The sequence below is a fragment of the Bradyrhizobium sp. URHD0069 genome, from assembly GCF_000701345.1.
GTDB lineage: Bacteria > Pseudomonadota > Alphaproteobacteria > Rhizobiales > Xanthobacteraceae > Bradyrhizobium.
Window position 1 is genome coordinate 41,845 of sequence record NZ_JNIJ01000038.1, and the last position, 19,678, is coordinate 61,522.

Here is a 19,678-nt window from a genome sequence, read left to right on the forward strand (position 1 = left end):
GCGTATGGTCCCGGCGTTCGGCGGGACGACTCGACAACCCCGCCTCACCCCATTTTCCGCTTCCCTTTGGCTCGCGCTTTCCCAACACGATCCTTTCGCTTATACGGTCATTTGCACGTCATCCGGCGCTGTTAACGCGCGCAATGAACGTACTGAAGATGACGGCTCAACCTGGAGGAAACCTATGGCATTTCGACACCTCGGTCTTGCCACCACGCTGGCGGCCACACTCGCGCTGGCCAATCCCGCTCATGCGGTGACGGAGCTGCAGTGGTGGCACGCGATGACCGGCGGCAACAACGATATCGTCAACAAGCTGGCCGAAGAATTCAACGCCAGCCAGTCGGACTATAAGGTCGTGCCCTCGTACAAGGGCAACTATCCGGACACCATGAATGCCGGCATCGCTGCATTCCGTGCCGGCAACGCGCCGCACATCATGCAGGTGTTCGAGGTTGGCACCGCGACCATGATGAGTGCCACCGGCGCAATCAAGCCTGTCTATCAGTTGATGAAGGACGCGGGCGAACCTTTCGATCCTAAGGCGTATCTTCCGGCCATTACCGGTTACTACTCCACCTCCAAGGGAGACATGCTGTCGTTTCCCTTCAACTCTTCGTCGATGGTGATGTGGATCAACAAGGATGAACTGAAGAAGGCCGGCGTCGCCGAGATCCCGAAGACCTGGCCGGAAGTCTTCGATGCCGCCAAAAAGCTGAAGGCGGCGGGACACACGACCTGCGGCTTCTCCAATGCCTGGGCGACATGGGCACATATCGAGCAGTTTTCCGCGTGGCATAACGTGCCGATCGGCACCAAGGCGAACGGACTCGACGGCTTCGATACCGAACTGAAGTTCAACTCGCCGCTGCACATCAAGCACCTGCAGAACCTGATCGACCTGCAGAAAGACAAGACCTACGACTATTCCGGCCGCGCCAGCGCCAGCGAAGGACGCTTCAGTTCTGGAGAATGCGCGATTTTCCTGACCTCTTCGGGCTATTACGCAACCGCTAAAGGCACCGCCAAGTTCGATTTCACCTCAGTGCCGATGCCCTACTATCCCGATGTCGCCGGCGCTCCGCAGAATTCGATCATCGGCGGCGCGTCCCTTTGGGTCATGGGCGGCAAGAAGCCCGAGGAATACAAAGGCGTCGCGAAGTTCTTCGCTTTCCTTTCCGACACCAACCGCCAAGCCAAGCTGCATCAGGAATCCGGCTACCTGCCCATCACCAAGGCGGCCTATGAAAAGACCAAGGCGGACGGCTTCTACGAGAAGAACCCGATTTTGCAGACCCCTCTCAAGGAGCTCACCAACAAGGAGCCGACGGAGAATTCGCGCGGCCTGCGTTTCGGAAACATGGTGCAAATGCGCGACATCTGGGCCGAGGAAATCGAGGCTGCACTTGGCGGACAGAAAACAGCCAAGGAAGCGCTCGATGCCGCCGTGGCGCGCGGCAATGCTATATTGCGAACGTTTGAAAAGACCGCAAAGTAAGCCACCTTCTGCAGACTTCCTCTCCCATTCGGGAGAGGAAGTCTCGCATCACACCAAGGCCACGACGCCCTGAATGGAAAAGTCTGCCGTTTTCAGCAGCAAGCTGCTTCCGTACCTGCTGCTCGTGCCGCAGCTCATCATTACATTCGTATTTTTCTACTGGCCGGCCAGCCAGGCGCTCTGGCAATCGTTCCTGCGCGAGGATGCGTTCGGCCTCTCGTCCGAATTCATCGGCATGGAGAATTATCAAGCCCTGTTCGCGCAGCCCGAATACTACAAGGCCATGCTGACAACACTGGTGTTCTCGACGCTGGTCGCGGGTTTGTCGCTCACCATCGCTCTGCTGTTTGCAACGCAAGCCGACAAGAGCCTCAAGGCGGCTCCGGCCTACAAGACCTTCATGATCTGGCCCTATGCGGTTGCTCCGGCGGTTGCCGGCGTACTGTGGATTTTCATGTTTCATCCTTCGCTCGGCACCCTGGCGCGGCCGCTACGCTGGATGAATTTCGACTGGAATCCGCTGCTCAACGGCAATCACGCCATGGCGCTGGTGGTGATGGCCGCGATATGGAAACAGATCTCCTACAATTTCCTGTTCTTTCTGGCTGGGCTGCAGTCGATCCCCAAAAGCGTCATTGAAGCCGGCGCAATCGACGGCGCCGGTCCGATGCGGCGGTTCTGGACCATCATTTTCCCGCTGCTGTCGCCGACAAGCTTTTTTCTGCTGGTTGTGAACGTCGTCTACGTCTTCTTCGACACGTTTGGCATCATCGATGCGGTGACGGGCGGCGGCCCGGCCGGCGCCACCACGACCATGGTCTACAAGGTGTATGCGGACGGACGGCTCGGCGGCGATCTCGGCAGCTCGGCGGCGCAATCGGTGGTGCTGATGATCATCGTCATCGCGCTGACTGCCGTTCAGTTTCGTTATGTCGAGCGCAAGGTGCAATACTGATGGTAGAGCACCGCCCGCTGAACGACATCATCGCCTACGCCATCCTCACCCTCGGCGTATTCATCGTCGCCTTTCCGGTCTATCTCGCATTGATCGCTTCGACCCATGACGCCGCGACCGTGATCAGTGGCAACATGCCGCTCTTGCCGGGGAGCCATACTCTTGAGAACTACTACCGGGCCGTCTTTGTCGGCGGGTCGCGCACCAGCCGCGAGCCGGTCGGCCATATGCTGTTTAATTCGTTTGTTTCCGCGCTCGGCATTGCGATGGGCAAGATCTTCATTTCCATCCTGTCCGCCTATGCCGTGGTGTATTTCCGCTTTCCGTTCCGCAAGGCCGCATTCTGGATCATCTTCGTCACGCTGATGCTGCCGGTGGAGGTACGCATCTATCCCACTTACAAGGTGGTATCCGATCTGCATATGCTCGATACCTATGCCGGGCTGATACTGCCCTTGGTCGCATCTGCGACCGGTACGCTTCTGTTCCGGCAATTCTTTATGACCGTGCCGGACGAGCTCTTGGAGGCGTCGCGCATCGACGGCGCCGGGCCCTTCCGGTTTTTCAAGGATACGCTATTGCCGCTATCGATGACGACCATCGCGGCGCTGTTCGTGATCCAGTTCATCTATGGCTGGAATCAGTATCTCTGGCCGTTGCTGATCACCACGCAGGATTCCATGCAAACGATCGTGACCGGCATCAAGAAAATGCTGACCACGACGGACGAATTGGCTGAATGGCAGCTGGCGATGGCGACCGCCGTCCTCGCCATGGTGCCGCCGGTGGCGGTGGTGGTGTTCATGCAGCGCCTGTTCGTGCGCGGACTGGTAGAGACGGAAAAATGAGGGGGCGAGTGGTGAGTAGCGAGTGGTCAGGGCGAATGGCGAGTGGCGAATGGCGAATGGAAAGTCGGCCAATACTTGCACGTCCTTGTTCTTCCCCATTCGCCATTCGCTATTCGCCATTCGCCGGTAACCCCCATGGCTAACGTCGCCCTCCGCAACGTCCACAAAACCTATCCCGGCGGCGTCGAGGCCATCAAAGGGATCGACTTCGAAGTCGGCGACGGCCAGTTCTGCGTGCTGGTCGGCCCCTCCGGCTGCGGCAAGTCCACGCTGCTGCGGATGGTCGCCGGGCTCGAGACCATCACCGGCGGCGACATCGACATCGGCGGGCGCATCGTCAATCAGATCGAGCCGGCCGATCGCGATATCGCGATGGTATTCCAGAATTACGCGCTCTATCCGCATATGAGCGTCTACAACAACATGGCCTATGGCCTGCGCAACCGCGGCATGCCCAAGCCCGAGATCGACACCCGCGTGCAGGAAGCCGCGCGGATTCTGGAAATCGGTGCGTTGCTGGATCGCAAGCCGCGGCAGCTCTCCGGCGGGCAGCGTCAGCGCGTCGCGATGGGCCGCGCCATCGTGCGGCAGCCGAAAGTGTTTCTGTTCGACGAACCCCTGTCCAACCTCGACGCCAAGCTGCGCATCGCGATGCGCGTTGAAATCCGGAAATTGCAGCGGCGGCTCAAGACGACGTCGATCTACGTGACCCACGACCAGCTGGAGGCGATGACGCTCGCCGATATTCTGGTCGTGATGAATGGCGGCCGGGTGGAGCAGATCGGCAATCCGCTCGAGATCTATCAGAAACCGGCGACGACCTTCGTTGCGTCGTTTATCGGGGCGCCGCCGATGAACCTGATGCCGCTGCGCGACGCAGGCGGCTTCAAAGCCGCAGGCGGCGACGGCATCCTTGGCATTCGGCCGGAGGATATCCTCCTTTTGAACGAGGCGCCTGCCGGCGGACTTGCACTTAATCTCACTGTGGAGGCGATCGAGCGCGTCGGCGCGGAGACCTATATATATGGCGTCCGCTCGCAGCAGGGCGATGCACCCACCGTCAGCGCCAAACCGGGTGAGCTGCCGCCCGGCGAAGTGATCGTGCGGGTTCCCGGCGCAATCGCACCCGCCATCGGCGAGCGCATCCGCGCCACTGCGCCGCGCGAGAAATTGCATTTGTTCAGCGCGGACGGCCGCCAGCGGATCGATCTCTGACCATTTTGGGGCACGCGAACCCGGAACCTCGTCCAACGCGCTCCAGCTTCGGGCTTCGACGCTTCGCGCCGCCCGGAAGGACGCTTGGGGAGAGCACCTCGGCAGGTTCCGCGCGGAGCTTGAACGCGTTCCAAATCATGCCCATATTCGGTTCGACCGGGTGGCAAATCCGCCGACCGGCCAAATGGGGCGCCGCAAGGGCCCTCAAACGTCAAAGTCGCTTCGAGAGGGCTTTGTAGAAATATGTCTCGTGTTCCCTCGTTATCCAGCCCGTTCCTGCTTGGATTCGACGAAATCGAGCGTGCGCTCGATCGCGTCGTCAAGGGTGCCGACGGTTACCCTCCCTACAATATCGAGAGGTGCGACCGCAGCAACGGCCAGCCCGAACGGTTGCGGATCACGCTGGCGGTGGCGGGTTTTACCCGCGACCAACTCGATGTCACCATTGAGGAAAACCAGCTCGTGATCCGGGGCCGCCAGCAGGACGACAAGGCCCGGCAATACATCCATCGCGGCATAGCCGCGCGCCACTTCCAGCGTACTTTCGTGCTGGCGGAGGGGATGCAGGTGCTGGGCGCGGATCTGAAAAACGGGCTGTTGTCGATCGATTTGGCCCGGCCTGAGCCGGAAAAGATCGTTAAGACAATTGCTATCAATGAACACGAATAATGGAACGAGTAGCGGACTCGACCGCTTAGTCTGACAGAGGAGTCGAGACCATGACTGAAGGTAATGTTGAGTTTGAGCCGAAGAACGTCTCCCTGGAGGCGCTGGCGACCCTGGGCGAGGGCCATATCGCCTATGTGAAGCAGATCCGTTCCGAGGACGTCCCGGGGCTGTTCCCTCAGGCGCCGAAGATTGCGCCGGGACTGAAGCTGTTCGCACTACATGCCGCTGACGGCACGCCGATCATGCTCACCAACAGCCGCGAAGCGGCGATCGCAAACGCATGGAGCAACGAGTTGCAGGCGGTCAGCGTTCACTGAACGCAAGGCCCCTTTGAGGCGTCACAGCCCTTGCTGCACTGACGCCGCATAACAGAGCCGCATAGCAGAATTGACGATAGTCGGGCGTCTATCCTCAGCAGGGCTGGGGACAGGCGCCCGAATTTTTTGGCGCTCCGAATATTCGGTCGTCCCACGATCGAGTCAAAGGCTGGGGATATCAACTTCTAATCTGACGCTGGCGGACGGTTCGCAGCCAATGGTCCAATTGTACTGCTACGCCGCACTCGCCGGCGGCAGAGCCAGCACCGAATAAATGGCTTGTGCATCGCGCGAGGCGCGCAGCTTCTTGGCGACGTCCTGATCGCGCAATAGCCGGGCAATCCGTGCCAAAGCTTTCAAGTGGTCGGCGCCCGCGCCTTCCGGCGCCAGCAGCAGAAACACCAGATCTACCGGCTGGCCGTCCATCGCCTCGAAATCGATCGGGCGTTCGAGGCGCGCAAAAAGCCCGAACAGCCGCTCCAGCTTGGGAAGCTTGCCGTGCGGGATGGCGACGCCATAGCCGACGGCGGTCGTCCCGAGCTTCTCCCGTTGCAGCAGAACCTCGAAAATCGCACGTTCATTCTGCCCGGTCAGGTCAGCGGCGCGCGCCGCCAGTTCCTGCAGCGCCTGTTTCTTGCTGTTGACCTTCAAAGCCGGGAGAATCGCCTCGGGTGCGACCAGATCGGTAATCGTCATGGGGCGTTCCGAGGTGAATTGACCGTCAGGTTGCGAAATAGGCTTCAGCGGGGCGGCGTCAAGAAGGTGAGGCGGCAGGCGGGCTTACACCCGGATCCTAATTGGGGCGCTTCTACTCCAACGCAAGGCCGGTGCCAACTGCGGCGAATTGGGTTCACGACCTCTCCCGCCAAGGGCGGCGGACCATAGGGAGGGCGCCCCCGGGCGTCAATGCCGACCGGCGCCTAACTCGCAGGATTAACCACAGGGGGATCGATCCAGCCCACATTGCCGTCCGGCCGCCGGTAAATGATGTTCACCCGACCGCTTGAGCCGTGCTGAAACACGATGCAGGCGGCGCCGGTCAGGTCCAGTTCCATCACCGCTTCGCTCACCGAAAGCCGCTTCAGCGACGTGGTCGCCTCGGCGATGATGACCGGGTTGTAGCCGGTGTCATCGTGCTCCTCGTCTCCCGCCGGCGCCTCGATGACGTAGCTTGGAACGTTAAGGGTGGGCGCGGTCAGCTCAGCAACGGCAGCCGCTTCGGCGTACGCTTTGCGGGCCGAGCGGTCCTTGAGACGGCTCTTATAGCGGCGCAGGCGCTTTTCGATCATCACCAGCGCCTGGTCGGCGCTGGCATAGGCGTCGGGGGCATTGGAATCGGCCTCCAGCGTTATTCCGGAATCCAGATGCAGCGCGCAGTCGGTGCGGAAACCGAAACCATCCTTGCTCAGGGTGATGTGGCCCGAATAGTTGCCGTCGAAATATTTGCGCAGGACTTCGTCGGTGCGCTCGCTGACTCGACCGCGCAGGGCTTCGCCGACATTGATGCTTTTTCCCGAGATCCGGAGAGTCATTTTGATGCCTCGCTTTGTCTGGAAGCCGACACTACCCCGATTTGGTTGGGGCGCAATCAGGCCGGGGCGGTGTCCCGCGACCGGTCGGCGGCTACAGAGGGGGCGGAGAGCGCATTACCGAGCATGCTTTGTTTATCGCGGCGGCGTTGTACCGAGGAGGGGATTCGCATGGCCTCGCGGTACTTCGCGACCGTGCGGCGGGCGATATCAATGCCCGATTGGCGCAATTGTTCCACGATGGTGTCGTCCGAGAGGATCACCGCCGGGTCTTCCGCATCGATCAGCTGCTTGATGTGGTGACGCACGGCCTCCGCCGAATGGGCTTCGCCGCCATCGGCCGACGCGATCGAGGCGGTGAAAAAATACTTCAATTCAAAACTGCCGCGATTGGTCGCCATAAATTTGTTGGCAGTCACCCGCGACACCGTCGATTCGTGCATCTGGATGGCGTCCGCCACCGCCTTGAGATTGAGCGGCCGCAGATGCGCCACGCCTTGGGTGAAGAAGCCGTCCTGCTGTCGCACGATCTCGGTTGCGACTTTCAGGATGGTGCGAGCGCGCTGGTCGAGCGCACGCACCAGCCACGTCGCGTTCTGCAGGCAATCGGTGAAATAAGATTTGTCGCCGTCTTTGCGGATCGTCTTCGACAGCTCAGTGTAATAGACCTGATTGACCAGCACGCGCGGCAGAGTGTCGCTGTTGAGTTCGACATGCCAGCCGCCGTCGGGCCCGGGCCGCACATAGACGTCCGGCACCATGGTCTGCATCCGCGCCGCGCCGAATTTCAGACCGGGCTTGGGATCGAGGCGGCGAATTTCAGCGATCATGTCGGTGATGTCCTCATCATCGACACCGCAAAGTTTGCGCAAGGCGCCAATATCGCGTTTCGCCAGCAGATCCAGATGTTCGACCAGCGCCTGCATTGCAGGGTCGTAGCGATTGAGCTCGCGCAGCTGGATCGCAAGGCACTCGCTCAAGCTTCGTGCGCAGACGCCGGGCGGATCGAATTTCTGAAGCACTGCGACGACCGCTTCGACGTCCTGTTGCGACGCGCCAAGCCGTTCGGCGGCCTGCGCCAAATCCGGCGGCAAGTAACCGGCCTCATCGACGAGGTCGATGAGGTATTGGCCGATCATGCGCTGCGCCGGCGCGGTGAAAGCCACCGCCAGTTGTTCGGCGAGGTGGCTGCCGAGCGTGATCTCGGCGGCGACAAAGGCTTCAAGATTGTAGCTGTCGTCGTTGGAGGCGCCGCCGCCCCATTCAGTGTACGCGGTCGGCGCCGCGTCCTGCGCATTCCGCGCGGCGGCCTCGGCCGGCTCCTCGGAAAACACATTGTCCAGGCCGGTATCCAGCGTCTGCTCGATCTCGGTGCGGCTGCCGAGGTCGCGCGTCAGCCACTCTTCCTGGACCGGCTCGAAGCCGTCGCCGGCGGAGCCGCCGGTCATCTCGGAACGTTCGCCGGCGGCCTCATAGCTGGAACCGGAATCCTCGGAATCGGAAAATTCGGCTGCCTCCGGCATCGGCTCGCCCGGAACCGGGGGCTCGGTGCCGTCGCTGGCGCGCTCGAGCAGCGGATTTCGCTCCAGTTCCTCCTCGACGAAGGCGGACAGATCGAGATTGGACAGTTGCAGCAGCTTGATCGCCTGCATCAGCTGCGGTGTCATCACCAGCGACTGCGACTGGCGGAACTCTAGTCTCTGCGTCAACGCCATGGAGGCAAGATCGATCCCAAGTTGGTCCGATTCTTGCTTAAACTAGTCGAAAGCCGATGTACACGCCCCGACGAGCGCGAAAATCGGGCTAGAGTCGGAATTCCTCGCCAAGGTAAAGACGGCGTACATCCGGATCGTTGACGATCTCGTCTGGATTACCCTCGGTCAAGATTTCGCCGGCGTAGACGATATAGGCGCGATCCGTCAGTCCCAGCGTTTCCCGCACATTGTGGTCGGTAATCAGCACGCCGATGCCACGATTGGTGAGATGGCGGACCAGATCCTGAATGTCGCCGACAGCGATTGGATCGATGCCGGCGAAGGGTTCGTCGAGCAGCATGTAGTTGGGGCGGGTCGCAAGCGCGCGTGCGATCTCGACGCGACGCCGCTCGCCGCCCGACAGTGCAATCGACGGCGATTTGCGCAGTCTTGCGATGTTGAATTCGTCGAGCAGTGAATTGAGTTCCGCCTCGCGTTTTTTCTTTGAGGGTTCCACGACCTCCAGCACGGCGCGGATATTCTGTTCCACCGTGAGACCGCGAAAGATTGAAGCTTCCTGCGGCAGATAACCGATGCCTAATCGGGCGCGCTGATACATCGGTAGCCTGGTGACATCGTGCCCATCGAGCTCGATAGTGCCGCGATCGGCCTTGATCAGGCCGGTGATCATGTAAAATACCGTGGTCTTGCCAGCGCCGTTCGGACCCAGCAAACCCACGGCTTCACCACGGCGCACATAGATGCTGACGCCGCGCACGACCTGGCGGGTGCCGAAACTCTTTTCCACGCTATGCACAGCCAGATAGCCCGTGCGCTGCCGAGCGGCCGCGCCGGTGACCTTGGCCCGCGGCGCGCGTGGTTTTGCTGTCCCAGGCGCATGCAATTTCGGCGGCGGCGCACCGCGGACAATCGGCGGCCCGTCACGCACCGGGCTCGTCAGCATCTCGCCGAGCGAGTCGCCGAGCGCGGTGATATCCACGCGCGAGCGCGCAAATCCTGGCGCACTGCGTTTTGCCAGGCGTCGACGGAACATGCCGAATAAGTCCACCATCCCCGCTTAGCTTAGCCTTTCACGGTGATCCCGCGACTCGCCGCGGCGATTCGTTCGCGCAACATGAATGAATGGATGTCCCCTGCCCAGCGGAACACCCTCCATTCGAGGGATGGATCACGCCGCCCGCTCCCGTAGATACAGGCTCGCGCAGCGGCCTTCAACCTCGCCGCTCGCGCATAGCGCACAAGTAATTGATACTATTTCGGTTTATTTGGGGCGCCAAATGACGGCAGGGGCGATCCCGAGCCGGGCGAAGCCGGCCCGCAGGCCTGCCCCGACTGGATGAACAGGCCCTGGACCCTTCCGCTGTCGGATTCCACCCGCGATACACCCGTGGTCATGTCCACGAACAGGCGATCGCCGCGAAGCACATTCTTGCATTGGGTCAGCACCACTCCGCCGAGCATGGTGATCAGGTTGGTCTTGGTGTCGAACACCGCGGTCTCGCCGGTCACGACCTGATCCTTTTGCGTGACCACCACGCTGCCTCGCGCCTCGAGCCGGCGTATCGACGAACTGCCGCCGGGACCGGGACTTGCGGACTGGATCGGCGCCGATTTTGCCGCGGCCTTCGGATTGGCCGCCGGCGCCGCGGCGGGGGCCGCGGTCGAATCGTAGAACACCACGAGCGTCTTCGAGGTCATGGTGGTGTCGCCCTGCACAACCTTCACATTGCCGGCAAAGGTCGCTTCCTTTTTCTTGTCACGCATCTCAAGCGAGGCCGCTTCGATCTGGATCGGCTGGTCGCGATTTTGCGAAAACCCCTGCATTGCATTGGGCACACCCTGCATCGTGCTTTGCGCGCCGGCCTCGCCTGCGGCGATCACGGCAACTGCAAATGCGACCGCGCAGGCGCAGTGCGCGATCCGACTGGTCCGGATGCTGCCAGGGGAAAACATCATCATGAAAATCATTTCGGGTTTGCGGGCTTGCCCGAGATCGACCGCGTTTTGGCAGGCGGGGCTGGCTGGGCGGGCTCTTCGGGTGCAGCGGATTCGTCGGCGGCTTGGCCGGACACGCCGGCAGGCAGATTGTCCAAATTCATCACGACGTTGCCTTCGAACCGCACCACCTCTCCGCCCCCAGTGATCCTGAGTTTGTCGGCAGTCAGCGTTCCGTTGAGCAATTTGACATCGACATGTTCATTGGAGGTCACCGTACCCTTGCCCATATCGACAAACGCCTGGGTCAGGCGCGCTTCATAGCCGCTCGACGATTGCAAGAAGATGTCCTTATGCAGGTCCAGCAATTGCTGCTTGGTATTGAACAAGCCGTTCTGGGCATCCAGCGTGACTGTCGTCTGATCTTCCATCAAGACCTTTGCCCGCAATGTCCTGAGATCGACGTGATCCGGATCAGTCAGATCCTGGGTCGCGGTTTTGGCCCAGAGTTCGTAGGGCCGATGATCGGGCGTATAGCCGGACAGATGCGGGGATTCCATCGTGACCTTGGTGCCGGAGACGACCAGGTTTTCCATGTCGAGCGGCAGCTTGGGCAACAGCATCCGGAACGGATTGAAGACCGACACCGCAATGATGGCCGCCATCGCCAGGATCACAGCCGTCGGGACCGCGATGCGCAGCGCCCGCACCATGCGGCTGTGGCGCGCAGCGATGGCAAAGCGCGCCTCTAGACCGGCTTGATAGGCTGGGTTTTGAACTGAATTCACCGCTGCTCCAAGGCGCTGGCTTCGCTGACCATTCTACCCGGGATCGCGGGATTATGCAGCCCGGAGTCGCGTGACGAGTGTGACCGAAGCGGGGCGGACGGTGCGACATGGCAACACATCGCTGAGCCAAGATCACTCGAAACCCGGCAATTTGTCATGTATCCCGGATCTCATGGCTCAGCAGCGCTGTCGGGGCACCTTCACTACGAATGCGCAAAAATGTCCTCGCTGCCCCAGCCCTGCAGGTCGAGCTTCGCCCGCGTCGGCAAAAATTCGAAACAGGCCTGCGCCAACTCCATGCGGTCCTCGCGCGCCAGCATGGCATCGAGCCGTTCGCGAAGCGCATGCAGGTGCAGCACGTCGGATGCCGCATAGGCCAGTTGCGCCTCGCTGAGAGTTTGCGAACCCCAGTCGCTCGATTGCTGCTGCTTCGACAAATCGATGTTGAGCACTTCGCGCACCAGGTCTTTCAGGCCGTGGCGATCGGTATAGGTGCGGCAGAGCCGCGAGGCGATTTTGGTGCAATAGACCGGCTGCGGCATCACACCGAACGTGTTGTAGAGAACGGCGACATCGAACCGCGCGAAATGAAAAATTTTTGTGAGGTTGGGATTGGTCAATAGCGCCTTCAGGTTCGGCGCGTCGGTATGACCTTTAGGGATCTGCACCACATCGGCGCTGCCGTCGCCGTTCGACAGTTGCACCACGCAGAGCCGGTCGCGATGCGGATTAAGCCCCATGGTCTCGGTATCGATCGCCACCTGGTCGGTATAGCGTGTGAAATCGGGCAGATCGCCGCGATGCAGGCGTACGGTCATAATCTTTAGAACCTCATCGAATCGCTGCGGACCAAGCTACCGCTCAAACCCCAAACAGGCGAGCGTCCGGTTTCCTTCAATGACGACCGCGAGGGCATCCAAAAATGTGTGGTGCCCAGGAAAGGACTCGAACCTTCACGGCCGTGAAGCCACTGGCACCTGAAGCCAGCGCGTCTACCAATTCCGCCACCTGGGCCCGGGGCGGTTAGTACGGAGCGGCTGCGCGCTTGTCAAATTGCTTCAATGCCCGCCAAGCTATTATTGGAGCATGATCTTTTCGGAAAACCCGGTCCCCGCTTTTCCGGATCGTGCTAATACGCTGTACAGCGCTGACACGTTGGCGTATCGCGAAACCACCAAATACCGCCGTGATCTCTCGAATCTGACGCTAGGAAATTGACGCGATGGCATCGAATCTGGACACCCTGGTCACGGTTTTCGGAGGATCGGGCTTTCTGGGGCGAAACGTGGTCCGCGCGCTCGCCAAGCGCGACTACCGGATCCGGGTCGCGGTGCGGCGGCCGGAACTGGCCGGGCATCTGCAGCCGCTCGGCAAGGTCGGCCAGATCCACGCCGTGCAGGCGAACTTGCGCTACCCGGCTTCCGTCGAGGCCGCGATGCGCGACTCGCATGTTGCCATCAATCTCGTGGGCATCCTGACCGAGGGTGGCGCGCAGAGGTTCGACGCGGTGCAGGGCGTAGGCGCCGGCACGGTGGCAAGGGCCGCCGGCGCGGTCGATGCGCGGATGGTGCATGTTTCCGCAATCGGCGCCGACGAGAATTCGCTATCGGGTTACGCGCGCTCCAAGGCCGCGGGCGAAAAAGCGGTGCTGTCGGCTATACCTTCGGCCACGATCATGCGGCCTTCCATCATGTTCGGTCCGGAGGACCAGTTCACCAACCGCTTTGCGTCGCTGGCTCGAATTTCGCCGGTGCTGCCGCTGATCGGCGGCGGCGTCACCAGGCTGCAGCCGGTTTACGTCAGCGATGTCGCGACCGCCGTTGCCGACGCCGTCGACGGCAAGACAAAGCCCGGCGCGACCTATGAGCTCGGCGGCCCGGAAGTGCTGACCATGCGCGAGATCATGGAAATTATCCTGGCGACCATCGAACGCCGGCGCACGATGATTTCGCTGCCGTTTGGGCTGGCTAAACTCCAGGCGCTGTTCCTGCAGTTCGCGCCGGGGCCGCTAAAACTGACACCGGACCAGGTAGAGCTGCTGCGCTCCGACAATGTGGTCTCGGACGCGGCGAAAGCCGCCGGCCTGACCCTCGAAGGACTGGGAATCGCAGCGGATACGCTGGAAGCCATCGCGCCGCTATACCTTTGGCGCTTCCGCGCTGCCGGGCAGTTTCAAAGGAACGGCGCGTAGCGCGAGCCGGGACCCATACCCCGTGAACTCTCATTGTGGCAGTGTGGCAGATAGCTTCCGTTGCACTAATGCCGGGCTTCTGGGTACCCTTAAGTTCACAAACGAAGTGCAACCCTCCCCGCCTTCACGGTGACGACCCAAGAACGGTGACGACCCAAGAGAAGCCTACTTCCCTATCGCCAGTGCGATCAGGCCCAGCGTACCGACGATGATGCGCCACCACGCGAACAGCGTGAAGCCGTGGCGGGTAACGTAGGTCAAAAAAGTCTTCACCACGATCATCGCCGTGACGAATGAGACCACGAAGCCGATCGCGACGATGCCTAAGTGATCGGTGGTCATATCGGCGCGGTTCTTGTAAAAATCGTAGGCGAAGGCGCCGACCATGGTCGGGATCGCCAGGAAGAACGAAAACTCCGCCGCCGCGCGCTTGTCGGCCCCCAACAGCATCGCCCCGACGATGCTGGCACCGGAACGCGACACGCCCGGGATCATCGCAACGCATTGCGCGAACCCGATGTAGAGATACATCGGCAGTGGGAATGTCGTGGCCTCGTGTTCGTGCGGCTTGAGATCGAGCTGGTCGACCCACAACAGGATCGCGCCGCCGACGATCAGCGAAAAACACACCACCCACGGATTGAACAAGAATGCCTTGATGTAACCGCCGGCCAAGGCGCCGATTACCGCCGCAGGCAGGAACGCCACCAGCACGCCGACCACGAACCGTCGCGCATAGGGGTCGTTGAAGGTGTCGAGCGCGATCCGCCACAATTTGGCAAAATAGAGGGCGACAATGGCGAGAATCGCGCCGAGCTGAATCAGCACCGCGAAGCTCTCCCAGAAACTGCCCTCGCCGAGATCGAAGAAGCGTTCTGCAAGCAACAAATGGCCCGTCGAGGAAACGGGCAGGAATTCCGTGACACCCTCAATGATGCCGAGAATCACTGCGCTGAATGCATCAGACATCATGACATTGGCCCATTATGGATGCGGTCCCGTGATGATCGATATCGACCGAAAAAGCCGGGTCCTTCTCGCCTATTCGCTTCTCTGCCGCAACGTGAAAAATATCAGATGCGGGTTGCCTGAATCGCGTGCTTCGGTAGTTTGGCGCCGCTTTAGGCGATTGAGGCTTTCTTAAGCACCGCGAAACTACCAAGGGATTCATGTTCACGCTGTTTCATCACTCGTTCTGTCCGCATTCGCGCTTCATTCGCCTGGCGCTGGGCGAGCACGGTCTCGATGTGCGGCTGGTGGAAGAGCGGGTCTGGGAGCGGCGCGAGGCGTTTCTGGCGCTCAATCCCGCGGCCACCACACCGGTACTGGTCCCCGAGGACCAGCCCGCAATTCCCGGCGCCGCAATCATCGCCGAGTATCTCGATGAAACCCATGGTGCTGGCATGGGTGACCGGCGGCTGCTGCCCACCACGATGAGCGAGCGCATCGAGGTGCGCCGGCTGATAGCGTGGTTCAACGAAAAATTTTTCGAGGAGGCCTCCAGTCCGCTGGTCACCGAGCGCATCTATAAGCGCTTCATGAGGGAGGATCATGGCGGCGGCGCGCCGGCAGCGGATGTAATCCGCGCCGCGAAAGCAAATGTGCGTTATCATCTGGCCTATATCGGCTGGCTGGCGCAGAGGCGGAATTATCTGGCCGGTGACCGCCTCACCTATGCGGATCTCGCCGCCGCGGCGCATCTTTCGGCGATCGACTATCTGGGCGACGTGCCATGGATCGAGGACGACGCGGCAAAGGCGTGGTACGCGCGGGTGAAATCCCGCCCGTCGTTCCGTCCGCTGCTGAGCGAGTGGCTGGCGGGCGTGCCGGCGTCGCGCACCTACGTGGATCTCGACTTCTGAACGCAGCTGTCAAGCTTTCTCCCGCCGACCTGAAAACCGCGCTCGCCAGCGAAGCGCGCGCCCTTGGATTCGATTGCGTTGGCGTTGCCGATCCGGATGCGATTGCGAAGGCGGCCAGGCATTTCCGCAGCTTCCTTGATGCCGGCGCGCATGGCGACATGGACTGGCTCGCTGCCAATCCGGAACGCCGCGCCGATCCGCGCGTGCTATGGTCAGGCGTGCGTTCGGTCGTCATGCTGGGCGTCAATTACGGGCCCGATCAAAATCCGCTGGCTATCCTGCACCAGCGCACGCGCGGCGCGATTTCGGTCTATGCGCAAGGCGATGACTACCACGATTTGATCAAGAAGCGGCTGAAAGCGGTGGCACGATGGCTGGTCGCTGCATCAGACTGCGAGGTCAAGGTGTTCGTCGATACCGCCGCGGTCATGGAAAAGCCCTTGGCACAGGCGGCGGGACTGGGCTGGCAAGGCAAACACACCAATCTTGTTTCACGCGAATTCGGCTCATGGCTGTTTCTGGGAGCGATCTTCACCACGCTGGATTTGTCGCGCGACGAGGCGGATATCGATCATTGCGGGACATGTCGGGCCTGCCTCGACATCTGCCCGACCGCGGCGTTCCCCGCGCCCTACAAGCTCGATGCAAGGCGCTGCATTTCCTATCTCACCATCGAGAGCAAAGGCCCGATCCCGCATGAATTTCGCAAAGCGATCGGCAACCGCATCTATGGCTGCGACGATTGCCTCGCGGTATGCCCATGGAACAAGTTCGCGCAGGCGGGGCGCGAAGCAAAACTAGCTGCGCGCGATGAATTGCGCGCGCCTGAACTCGCCGGGCTCGCGCGGCTCGACGACGCCGCATTTCGAACACTGTTTGCAAAATCGCCGGTCAAACGCATCGGCCGCGACCGGTTTATCCGCAACGTGCTGATCGCGATCGGCAACTCCAACGATCGCGCGTTGGCCACCGACGCCCAGCGCCTGCTCGAGGACAAAAGCCCGCTGGTTCGCGGCGCCGCGGCCTGGGCGCTGGCGCAACTAACCGGACCGGAGGAATTCGCGGCGCTGGCGAAGGAGGCGCTGAATACTGAGGCGGATGAGAGCGTACGCGCCGAATGGCGACTAGCTGGCACAAATGCCAACCCCTGATCCTGATGAGGGGGCGGCCTTCGCGATCGAGCAGCACCACGGCGCCGACGGAGGAAGCATCACCCCTCCAGATGCCGCGGCGTGCCGGATCGCCCGCCTGCACGGGCGATGAACCTTGAGCAAGCGCCGGGAGCCTCACCCAATCTCCGCCACCGCCGCGATGATCCGCGCGATGTCCTGCGGCCGCGACAGGCGGTGATCGCCATCCTGGATCATGGTCAGCACCACGTCATCGCTCGGCAGCCGATGCGCCAGCGCGAACGCATGCTGCCACGGCACGTCCGGATCCTGCCCGCCCTGCAGGATGCGCACCGGGCAGCCCACTTCGATGGCGCTGCCGAGCAACAGATGGTTGCGGCCCTCCTCGATCAGCGCGCGCGTGATCGGGTAGGGCTCGCCGTATTGTGAGGGCCGCAGCCACAGGCCATTGGTCTCGATCTCCCGACGGACTTCCGGCGAAAAACCGTTCCACATCAACTGTTCGGTGAAATCCGGCGCGGGCGCGATCAACACCAGCCCGGCCAGCGACGCCCGGCTTCCGCCGCGTTTCGCGATCTCACGCGCCAACAATAGCGCCATCCAACCGCCCATCGATGAGCCGATCACGACCTGCGGGCCGGCGCAGAAGCGGTCGAATACCGCGACGCTCTCTTCCAGCCAGCGTCCGATGGTGCCGTCGACGAACGCACCGCCGGATTCGCCATGGCCGGAATAATCGAATCGAACGCAGGCCCGATGGTGCTCGGCGGCCCATGCGTCCAGCGCCAGCACCTTGGTACCCTTCATGTCCGAATTGAAGCCGCTCAGCCAAAACAGCCCGGGCGAGCCGCCGGGGCGGGCGCGCACGGCAATGCGGCGTGCAGCGCTCTCCTTGCCGACCGCGATAAAGACGGGTTCCTGATCGGGTGCAGCGGAATTGGTCATGGGATTGCCACTCTGGTCCGCTGCTCTTTGATTGAGCACACGCGATCCGTCAATGGACGCCAATATCGTCGCTGGTGCTCCCGCGACGCTTGCGCAGCGAACCCTTGCCCTCTATGTGGGCTGGTCTAAGCATTCCGTGCCAGCCAGCGTTGTTTGGCGTGACCAAAATGCCGCGCATTTGATGGTTTTCATGCACGAACATACGAGTCGGCTTGCCCGCTGAGCCTTATTCCTTCAAACTATCGCCTTCGTTCACAACCTTGGAGAGTTACCCATTCGCCGTCCCAACAGAGCCCCGCCCGCTGCCGCCAAAGACGGGCCGCGCACCAACGATGAAATCCGCAACGCACAGGTTCAGCTGATCGATCAGAACGGCACGAACCATGGCACCGTCGAGACGGTGGCCGCCATCAAGATGGCCCTCGAAGCAGGCATGGACCTGGTCGAGATTTCGCCGAATACCAATCCTCCCGTTTGCAAGATCATGGACTACGGGAAGTTCAAATATTCGGCGCAGAAAAAAGCCGCGGAAGCCCGCAAGAAGCAGAAGATCGTCGAAATCAAGGAGATCAAGCTGCGGCCGATGATCGACGATCACGATTACGACGTGAAGATGCGCGCGATGCAGCGGTTCTTCGAGGAGGGCGACAAGGTCAAGGTCACCTTGCGCTATCGCGGCCGCGAAATGGCGCATCAGGAAATCGGCACCAAGCTGCTGGACAAGGTCAAAAGCGACGTCGCTGATATCGCGAAAGTCGAGCAGGACGCGCGTTTCGAAGGCCGTCAGGTGGTAATGGTTCTGGCGCCGCGCTGATCCGTATCTGCTATTTGCGTTTGTCGATTTAGAATAGGGCCCGCCGATCATCCGGCGGGCCATTTTCTTTCGCGACGACGCGTGCCCCGGATGCTGCGCAGCGCCACAAGCGCGTGCTCGACGCGCTATGTTGATCCCGGATCCATATTCTTAAGGGCGCCCTGCAGGTCCAAGCTCAGCGGTACCGGGCGCTGCGAGAAACGCCGCCACAAAGGCCACCGCGACGCCCACAGGCTTTGGAAATCGGCAAAAACTCCGGCTAAAACCGACATTTTCCCCATTTTTTCCCATTTTTGGCGACTCCGCTTGAGGTCTGAGGTGGTGCATCAGAACCCTGCGGTTCCATTGTTCATCGTTGCCAATCTGATTTGGCTCTGCCATAAGCGCAACCTCATCGCCCGGCTGATCAAGGGCTGCCGTGGCGATGCCTCTGCTGATTGTTTCGCTTAAGAAATAATCGAGCATTTTCAACGCTCTAACGAGCATTTAGCCGGCCGGACGCCCTCGCGGGCGCTTTCGTGTTGCGGCAACAGGAGAGCCAAATGCCCAAGCTGAAGACCAAGTCAGGCGCTAAAAAGCGCTTCAAGGTGACTGCCACCGGCAAAGTGATGCACGCCCAGCGCGGCAAGCGCCACGGCATGATCAAGCGGACGAAAAAGCAGATTCGTCAGCTCCGCGGCACCCGCGTGCTGTTCAAGACCGACGGCGACAACATCAAGAAATATTTCTTGCCGAACGCCTGATCGCTCTCGCGGTCCCATTAGCCGAGCCGCGTCCGCGCGGCGATCCGTCCCCTCTTTTCAGATCAAGGAGATCCGTCATGTCTCGCGTCAAACGCGGTGTGACCTCTCACGCCAAGCACAAGAAAGTCTACAAGGCCGCCAAGGGTTTTTACGGCCGCCGCAAGAACACCATCCGCGCCGCCAAGGCCGCGGTCGAGAAGGCCGGGCAATACGCTTTCCGTGACCGCAAGCGCAAGAAGCGCACCTTCCGCGCGCTGTGGATCCAGCGCCTCAATGCCGCGGTGCGTCCGTTCGGCATGACCTACAGCGTGTTTATCAACGGGCTTTCCAAGTCGGGCATCACGGTCGACCGCAAGGTATTGTCGGATCTCGCCATCAACGAGCCGGCGGCGTTCCAGGCGATCGCGGAAAAGGCCAAGGCCGCGCTGGCGGCGTAACTTCACAATCGCTGCGGCGTCTTGCAATCCGGTGTCATGCCCCGCGCAAGCGGGGCATCCAGTAACCACCGACCAACATTTTGATTC

General features: G+C 61.2%; 23 protein-coding genes and 1 tRNA gene. 13 read left to right on the forward strand and 11 right to left on the reverse strand.

The window, feature by feature from the left end; genetic code table 11:
- Nucleotides 1-184 precede the first annotated feature (184 nt).
- From ugpB to N554_RS0122330, 6 genes are all read left to right on the forward strand, one after another.
- Entirely contained in the window at nt 185-1,498 is a 1,314-nt protein-coding gene (gene ugpB / locus N554_RS0122305) for a sn-glycerol-3-phosphate ABC transporter substrate-binding protein UgpB (RefSeq protein ID WP_029585502.1), read from the forward strand.
- 73 nt (nt 1,499-1,571) lie between these two features.
- The gene (gene ugpA / locus N554_RS0122310) at nt 1,572-2,453 is read left to right on the forward strand and encodes a sn-glycerol-3-phosphate ABC transporter permease UgpA (RefSeq protein ID WP_029585503.1); all 882 of its coding nucleotides are present in this window, start codon (nt 1,572-1,574) and stop codon (nt 2,451-2,453) included.
- Complete coding sequence (gene ugpE / locus N554_RS0122315; protein ID WP_029585504.1) at nt 2,453-3,301, forward strand: sn-glycerol-3-phosphate ABC transporter permease UgpE; 849 nt, start codon at nt 2,453-2,455, stop codon at nt 3,299-3,301. Before ugpA ends, ugpE begins: the two co-directional genes overlap by 1 nt.
- A gap of 135 nt (nt 3,302-3,436) precedes the next feature.
- Nucleotides 3,437-4,516 carry a sn-glycerol-3-phosphate import ATP-binding protein UgpC gene (locus N554_RS0122320; protein ID WP_029585505.1) on the forward strand — a complete coding sequence of 360 codons (1,080 nt, stop codon included), beginning with the start codon at nt 3,437-3,439 and terminating at the stop codon, nt 4,514-4,516.
- 243 nt (nt 4,517-4,759) lie between these two features.
- Nucleotides 4,760-5,185, forward strand: a complete 426-nt coding sequence (locus N554_RS0122325; RefSeq protein ID WP_029585506.1) for an Hsp20 family protein — start codon at nt 4,760-4,762, stop codon at nt 5,183-5,185.
- 50 nt (nt 5,186-5,235) lie between these two features.
- Nucleotides 5,236-5,502, forward strand: coding sequence for a BQ00720 family protein (locus N554_RS0122330; protein ID WP_029585507.1), 267 nt, complete (start codon nt 5,236-5,238; stop codon nt 5,500-5,502).
- 234 nt (nt 5,503-5,736) lie between these two features.
- On the opposite strand, the gene ptsN is transcribed toward N554_RS0122330, so the two are convergent.
- The 8 genes from ptsN to N554_RS0122370 form a co-directional block, all read right to left on the reverse strand.
- Nucleotides 5,737-6,198, reverse strand: coding sequence for a PTS IIA-like nitrogen regulatory protein PtsN (ptsN, locus tag N554_RS0122335; RefSeq protein WP_029585508.1), 462 nt, complete (start codon nt 6,196-6,198; stop codon nt 5,737-5,739).
- A gap of 224 nt (nt 6,199-6,422) precedes the next feature.
- Complete coding sequence (gene hpf / locus N554_RS0122340) at nt 6,423-7,034, reverse strand: ribosome hibernation-promoting factor, HPF/YfiA family (RefSeq protein ID WP_029585509.1); 612 nt, start codon at nt 7,032-7,034, stop codon at nt 6,423-6,425.
- Nucleotides 7,035-7,090: 56 nt separating this feature from the next.
- On the reverse strand, nt 7,091-8,746 hold the full coding sequence (gene rpoN, locus N554_RS0122345) for an RNA polymerase factor sigma-54 (protein WP_029585510.1): 1,656 nt from the start codon (nt 8,744-8,746) through the stop codon (nt 7,091-7,093).
- An 88-nt stretch (nt 8,747-8,834) separates the two neighbouring features.
- Nucleotides 8,835-9,797 (reverse strand): LPS export ABC transporter ATP-binding protein, encoded by a 963-nt coding sequence (gene lptB / locus N554_RS0122350; protein ID WP_029585511.1) that lies wholly within the window; start codon nt 9,795-9,797, stop codon nt 8,835-8,837.
- 200 nt (nt 9,798-9,997) lie between these two features.
- Nucleotides 9,998-10,714: an LptA/OstA family protein gene (locus tag N554_RS0122355; RefSeq protein WP_029585512.1), complete on the reverse strand. Its 717-nt coding sequence runs from the start codon at nt 10,712-10,714 to the stop codon at nt 9,998-10,000.
- Entirely contained in the window at nt 10,711-11,469 is a 759-nt protein-coding gene (gene lptC, locus N554_RS0122360; RefSeq protein WP_029585513.1) for an LPS export ABC transporter periplasmic protein LptC, read from the reverse strand. The genes N554_RS0122355 and lptC overlap by 4 nt, the downstream gene beginning before the upstream one ends.
- A gap of 203 nt (nt 11,470-11,672) precedes the next feature.
- Complete coding sequence (locus N554_RS0122365) at nt 11,673-12,287, reverse strand: ribonuclease D (RefSeq protein ID WP_029585515.1); 615 nt, start codon at nt 12,285-12,287, stop codon at nt 11,673-11,675.
- A gap of 109 nt (nt 12,288-12,396) precedes the next feature.
- A tRNA-Leu gene (locus N554_RS0122370) sits at nt 12,397-12,483 on the reverse strand.
- Between the two features lie 208 nt (nt 12,484-12,691).
- On the opposite strand from N554_RS0122370, the gene N554_RS0122380 reads away from it, so the two are divergent.
- Nucleotides 12,692-13,660: a complex I NDUFA9 subunit family protein gene (locus tag N554_RS0122380; protein WP_029585516.1), complete on the forward strand. Its 969-nt coding sequence runs from the start codon at nt 12,692-12,694 to the stop codon at nt 13,658-13,660.
- Nucleotides 13,661-13,825: 165 nt separating this feature from the next.
- On the opposite strand, the gene N554_RS0122385 is transcribed toward N554_RS0122380, so the two are convergent.
- On the reverse strand, nt 13,826-14,632 hold the full coding sequence (locus N554_RS0122385) for an undecaprenyl-diphosphate phosphatase (protein ID WP_029585517.1): 807 nt from the start codon (nt 14,630-14,632) through the stop codon (nt 13,826-13,828).
- Nucleotides 14,633-14,829: 197 nt separating this feature from the next.
- Between N554_RS0122385 and N554_RS0122390 the strand changes: the two genes are divergently transcribed.
- Complete coding sequence (locus N554_RS0122390; protein ID WP_029585518.1) at nt 14,830-15,522, forward strand: glutathione S-transferase family protein; 693 nt, start codon at nt 14,830-14,832, stop codon at nt 15,520-15,522.
- On the forward strand, nt 15,471-16,673 hold the full coding sequence (gene queG / locus N554_RS0122395) for a tRNA epoxyqueuosine(34) reductase QueG (RefSeq protein ID WP_029585519.1): 1,203 nt from the start codon (nt 15,471-15,473) through the stop codon (nt 16,671-16,673). The genes N554_RS0122390 and queG overlap by 52 nt, the downstream gene beginning before the upstream one ends.
- 135 nt (nt 16,674-16,808) lie before the next feature.
- Here queG and N554_RS0122400 read toward each other — a convergent pair whose 3' ends face one another.
- Nucleotides 16,809-17,597 (reverse strand): alpha/beta hydrolase, encoded by a 789-nt coding sequence (locus N554_RS0122400; protein ID WP_029585520.1) that lies wholly within the window; start codon nt 17,595-17,597, stop codon nt 16,809-16,811.
- A 52-nt stretch (nt 17,598-17,649) separates the two neighbouring features.
- Between N554_RS0122400 and N554_RS41100 the strand changes: the two genes are divergently transcribed.
- Nucleotides 17,650-17,820 carry a hypothetical protein gene (locus N554_RS41100; protein ID WP_197033690.1) on the forward strand — a complete coding sequence of 57 codons (171 nt, stop codon included), beginning with the start codon at nt 17,650-17,652 and terminating at the stop codon, nt 17,818-17,820.
- 51 nt (nt 17,821-17,871) lie between these two features.
- Nucleotides 17,872-18,411 (forward strand): translation initiation factor IF-3, encoded by a 540-nt coding sequence (infC, locus tag N554_RS0122415; RefSeq protein WP_029585521.1) that lies wholly within the window; start codon nt 17,872-17,874, stop codon nt 18,409-18,411.
- Nucleotides 18,412-18,561: 150 nt separating this feature from the next.
- Here infC and N554_RS40190 read toward each other — a convergent pair whose 3' ends face one another.
- A complete protein-coding gene (locus N554_RS40190; RefSeq protein WP_156042039.1) occupies nt 18,562-18,876 on the reverse strand; it encodes a hypothetical protein in 315 nt (104 codons plus the stop codon).
- 77 nt (nt 18,877-18,953) lie between these two features.
- On the opposite strand from N554_RS40190, the gene rpmI reads away from it, so the two are divergent.
- Nucleotides 18,954-19,154, forward strand: a complete 201-nt coding sequence (gene rpmI / locus N554_RS0122425) for a 50S ribosomal protein L35 (RefSeq protein ID WP_029585522.1) — start codon at nt 18,954-18,956, stop codon at nt 19,152-19,154.
- 77 nt (nt 19,155-19,231) lie between these two features.
- Nucleotides 19,232-19,591 (forward strand): 50S ribosomal protein L20, encoded by a 360-nt coding sequence (gene rplT / locus N554_RS0122430; RefSeq protein ID WP_029585523.1) that lies wholly within the window; start codon nt 19,232-19,234, stop codon nt 19,589-19,591.
- Nucleotides 19,592-19,678 lie beyond the last annotated feature (87 nt).

Coding starts and splice junctions, on each gene's coding strand:
- N554_RS0122400 (WP_029585520.1), bottom strand. CDS start 17,597: ATGACCAATTCCGCTGCACCCGATCAGGAACCCGTCTTTATCGCGGTC.
- rpmI (WP_029585522.1), top strand. CDS start 18,954: ATGCCCAAGCTGAAGACCAAGTCAGGCGCTAAAAAGCGCTTCAAGGTG.
- rplT (WP_029585523.1), top strand. CDS start 19,232: ATGTCTCGCGTCAAACGCGGTGTGACCTCTCACGCCAAGCACAAGAAA.
- N554_RS0122390 (WP_029585518.1), top strand. CDS start 14,830: ATGTTCACGCTGTTTCATCACTCGTTCTGTCCGCATTCGCGCTTCATT.
- ugpA (WP_029585503.1), top strand. CDS start 1,572: ATGGAAAAGTCTGCCGTTTTCAGCAGCAAGCTGCTTCCGTACCTGCTG.
- N554_RS40190 (WP_156042039.1), bottom strand. CDS start 18,876: ATGCTCGATTATTTCTTAAGCGAAACAATCAGCAGAGGCATCGCCACG.
- ugpE (WP_029585504.1), top strand. CDS start 2,453: ATGGTAGAGCACCGCCCGCTGAACGACATCATCGCCTACGCCATCCTC.
- hpf (WP_029585509.1), bottom strand. CDS start 7,034: ATGACTCTCCGGATCTCGGGAAAAAGCATCAATGTCGGCGAAGCCCTG.
- ptsN (WP_029585508.1), bottom strand. CDS start 6,198: ATGACGATTACCGATCTGGTCGCACCCGAGGCGATTCTCCCGGCTTTG.
- N554_RS41100 (WP_197033690.1), top strand. CDS start 17,650: ATGGACGCCAATATCGTCGCTGGTGCTCCCGCGACGCTTGCGCAGCGA.
- rpoN (WP_029585510.1), bottom strand. CDS start 8,746: ATGGCGTTGACGCAGAGACTAGAGTTCCGCCAGTCGCAGTCGCTGGTG.
- N554_RS0122385 (WP_029585517.1), bottom strand. CDS start 14,632: ATGATGTCTGATGCATTCAGCGCAGTGATTCTCGGCATCATTGAGGGT.
- N554_RS0122380 (WP_029585516.1), top strand. CDS start 12,692: ATGGCATCGAATCTGGACACCCTGGTCACGGTTTTCGGAGGATCGGGC.
- ugpB (WP_029585502.1), top strand. CDS start 185: ATGGCATTTCGACACCTCGGTCTTGCCACCACGCTGGCGGCCACACTC.
- N554_RS0122320 (WP_029585505.1), top strand. CDS start 3,437: ATGGCTAACGTCGCCCTCCGCAACGTCCACAAAACCTATCCCGGCGGC.
- N554_RS0122325 (WP_029585506.1), top strand. CDS start 4,760: ATGTCTCGTGTTCCCTCGTTATCCAGCCCGTTCCTGCTTGGATTCGAC.
- N554_RS0122355 (WP_029585512.1), bottom strand. CDS start 10,714: ATGATTTTCATGATGATGTTTTCCCCTGGCAGCATCCGGACCAGTCGG.
- N554_RS0122330 (WP_029585507.1), top strand. CDS start 5,236: ATGACTGAAGGTAATGTTGAGTTTGAGCCGAAGAACGTCTCCCTGGAG.
- N554_RS0122365 (WP_029585515.1), bottom strand. CDS start 12,287: ATGACCGTACGCCTGCATCGCGGCGATCTGCCCGATTTCACACGCTAT.
- lptB (WP_029585511.1), bottom strand. CDS start 9,797: ATGGTGGACTTATTCGGCATGTTCCGTCGACGCCTGGCAAAACGCAGT.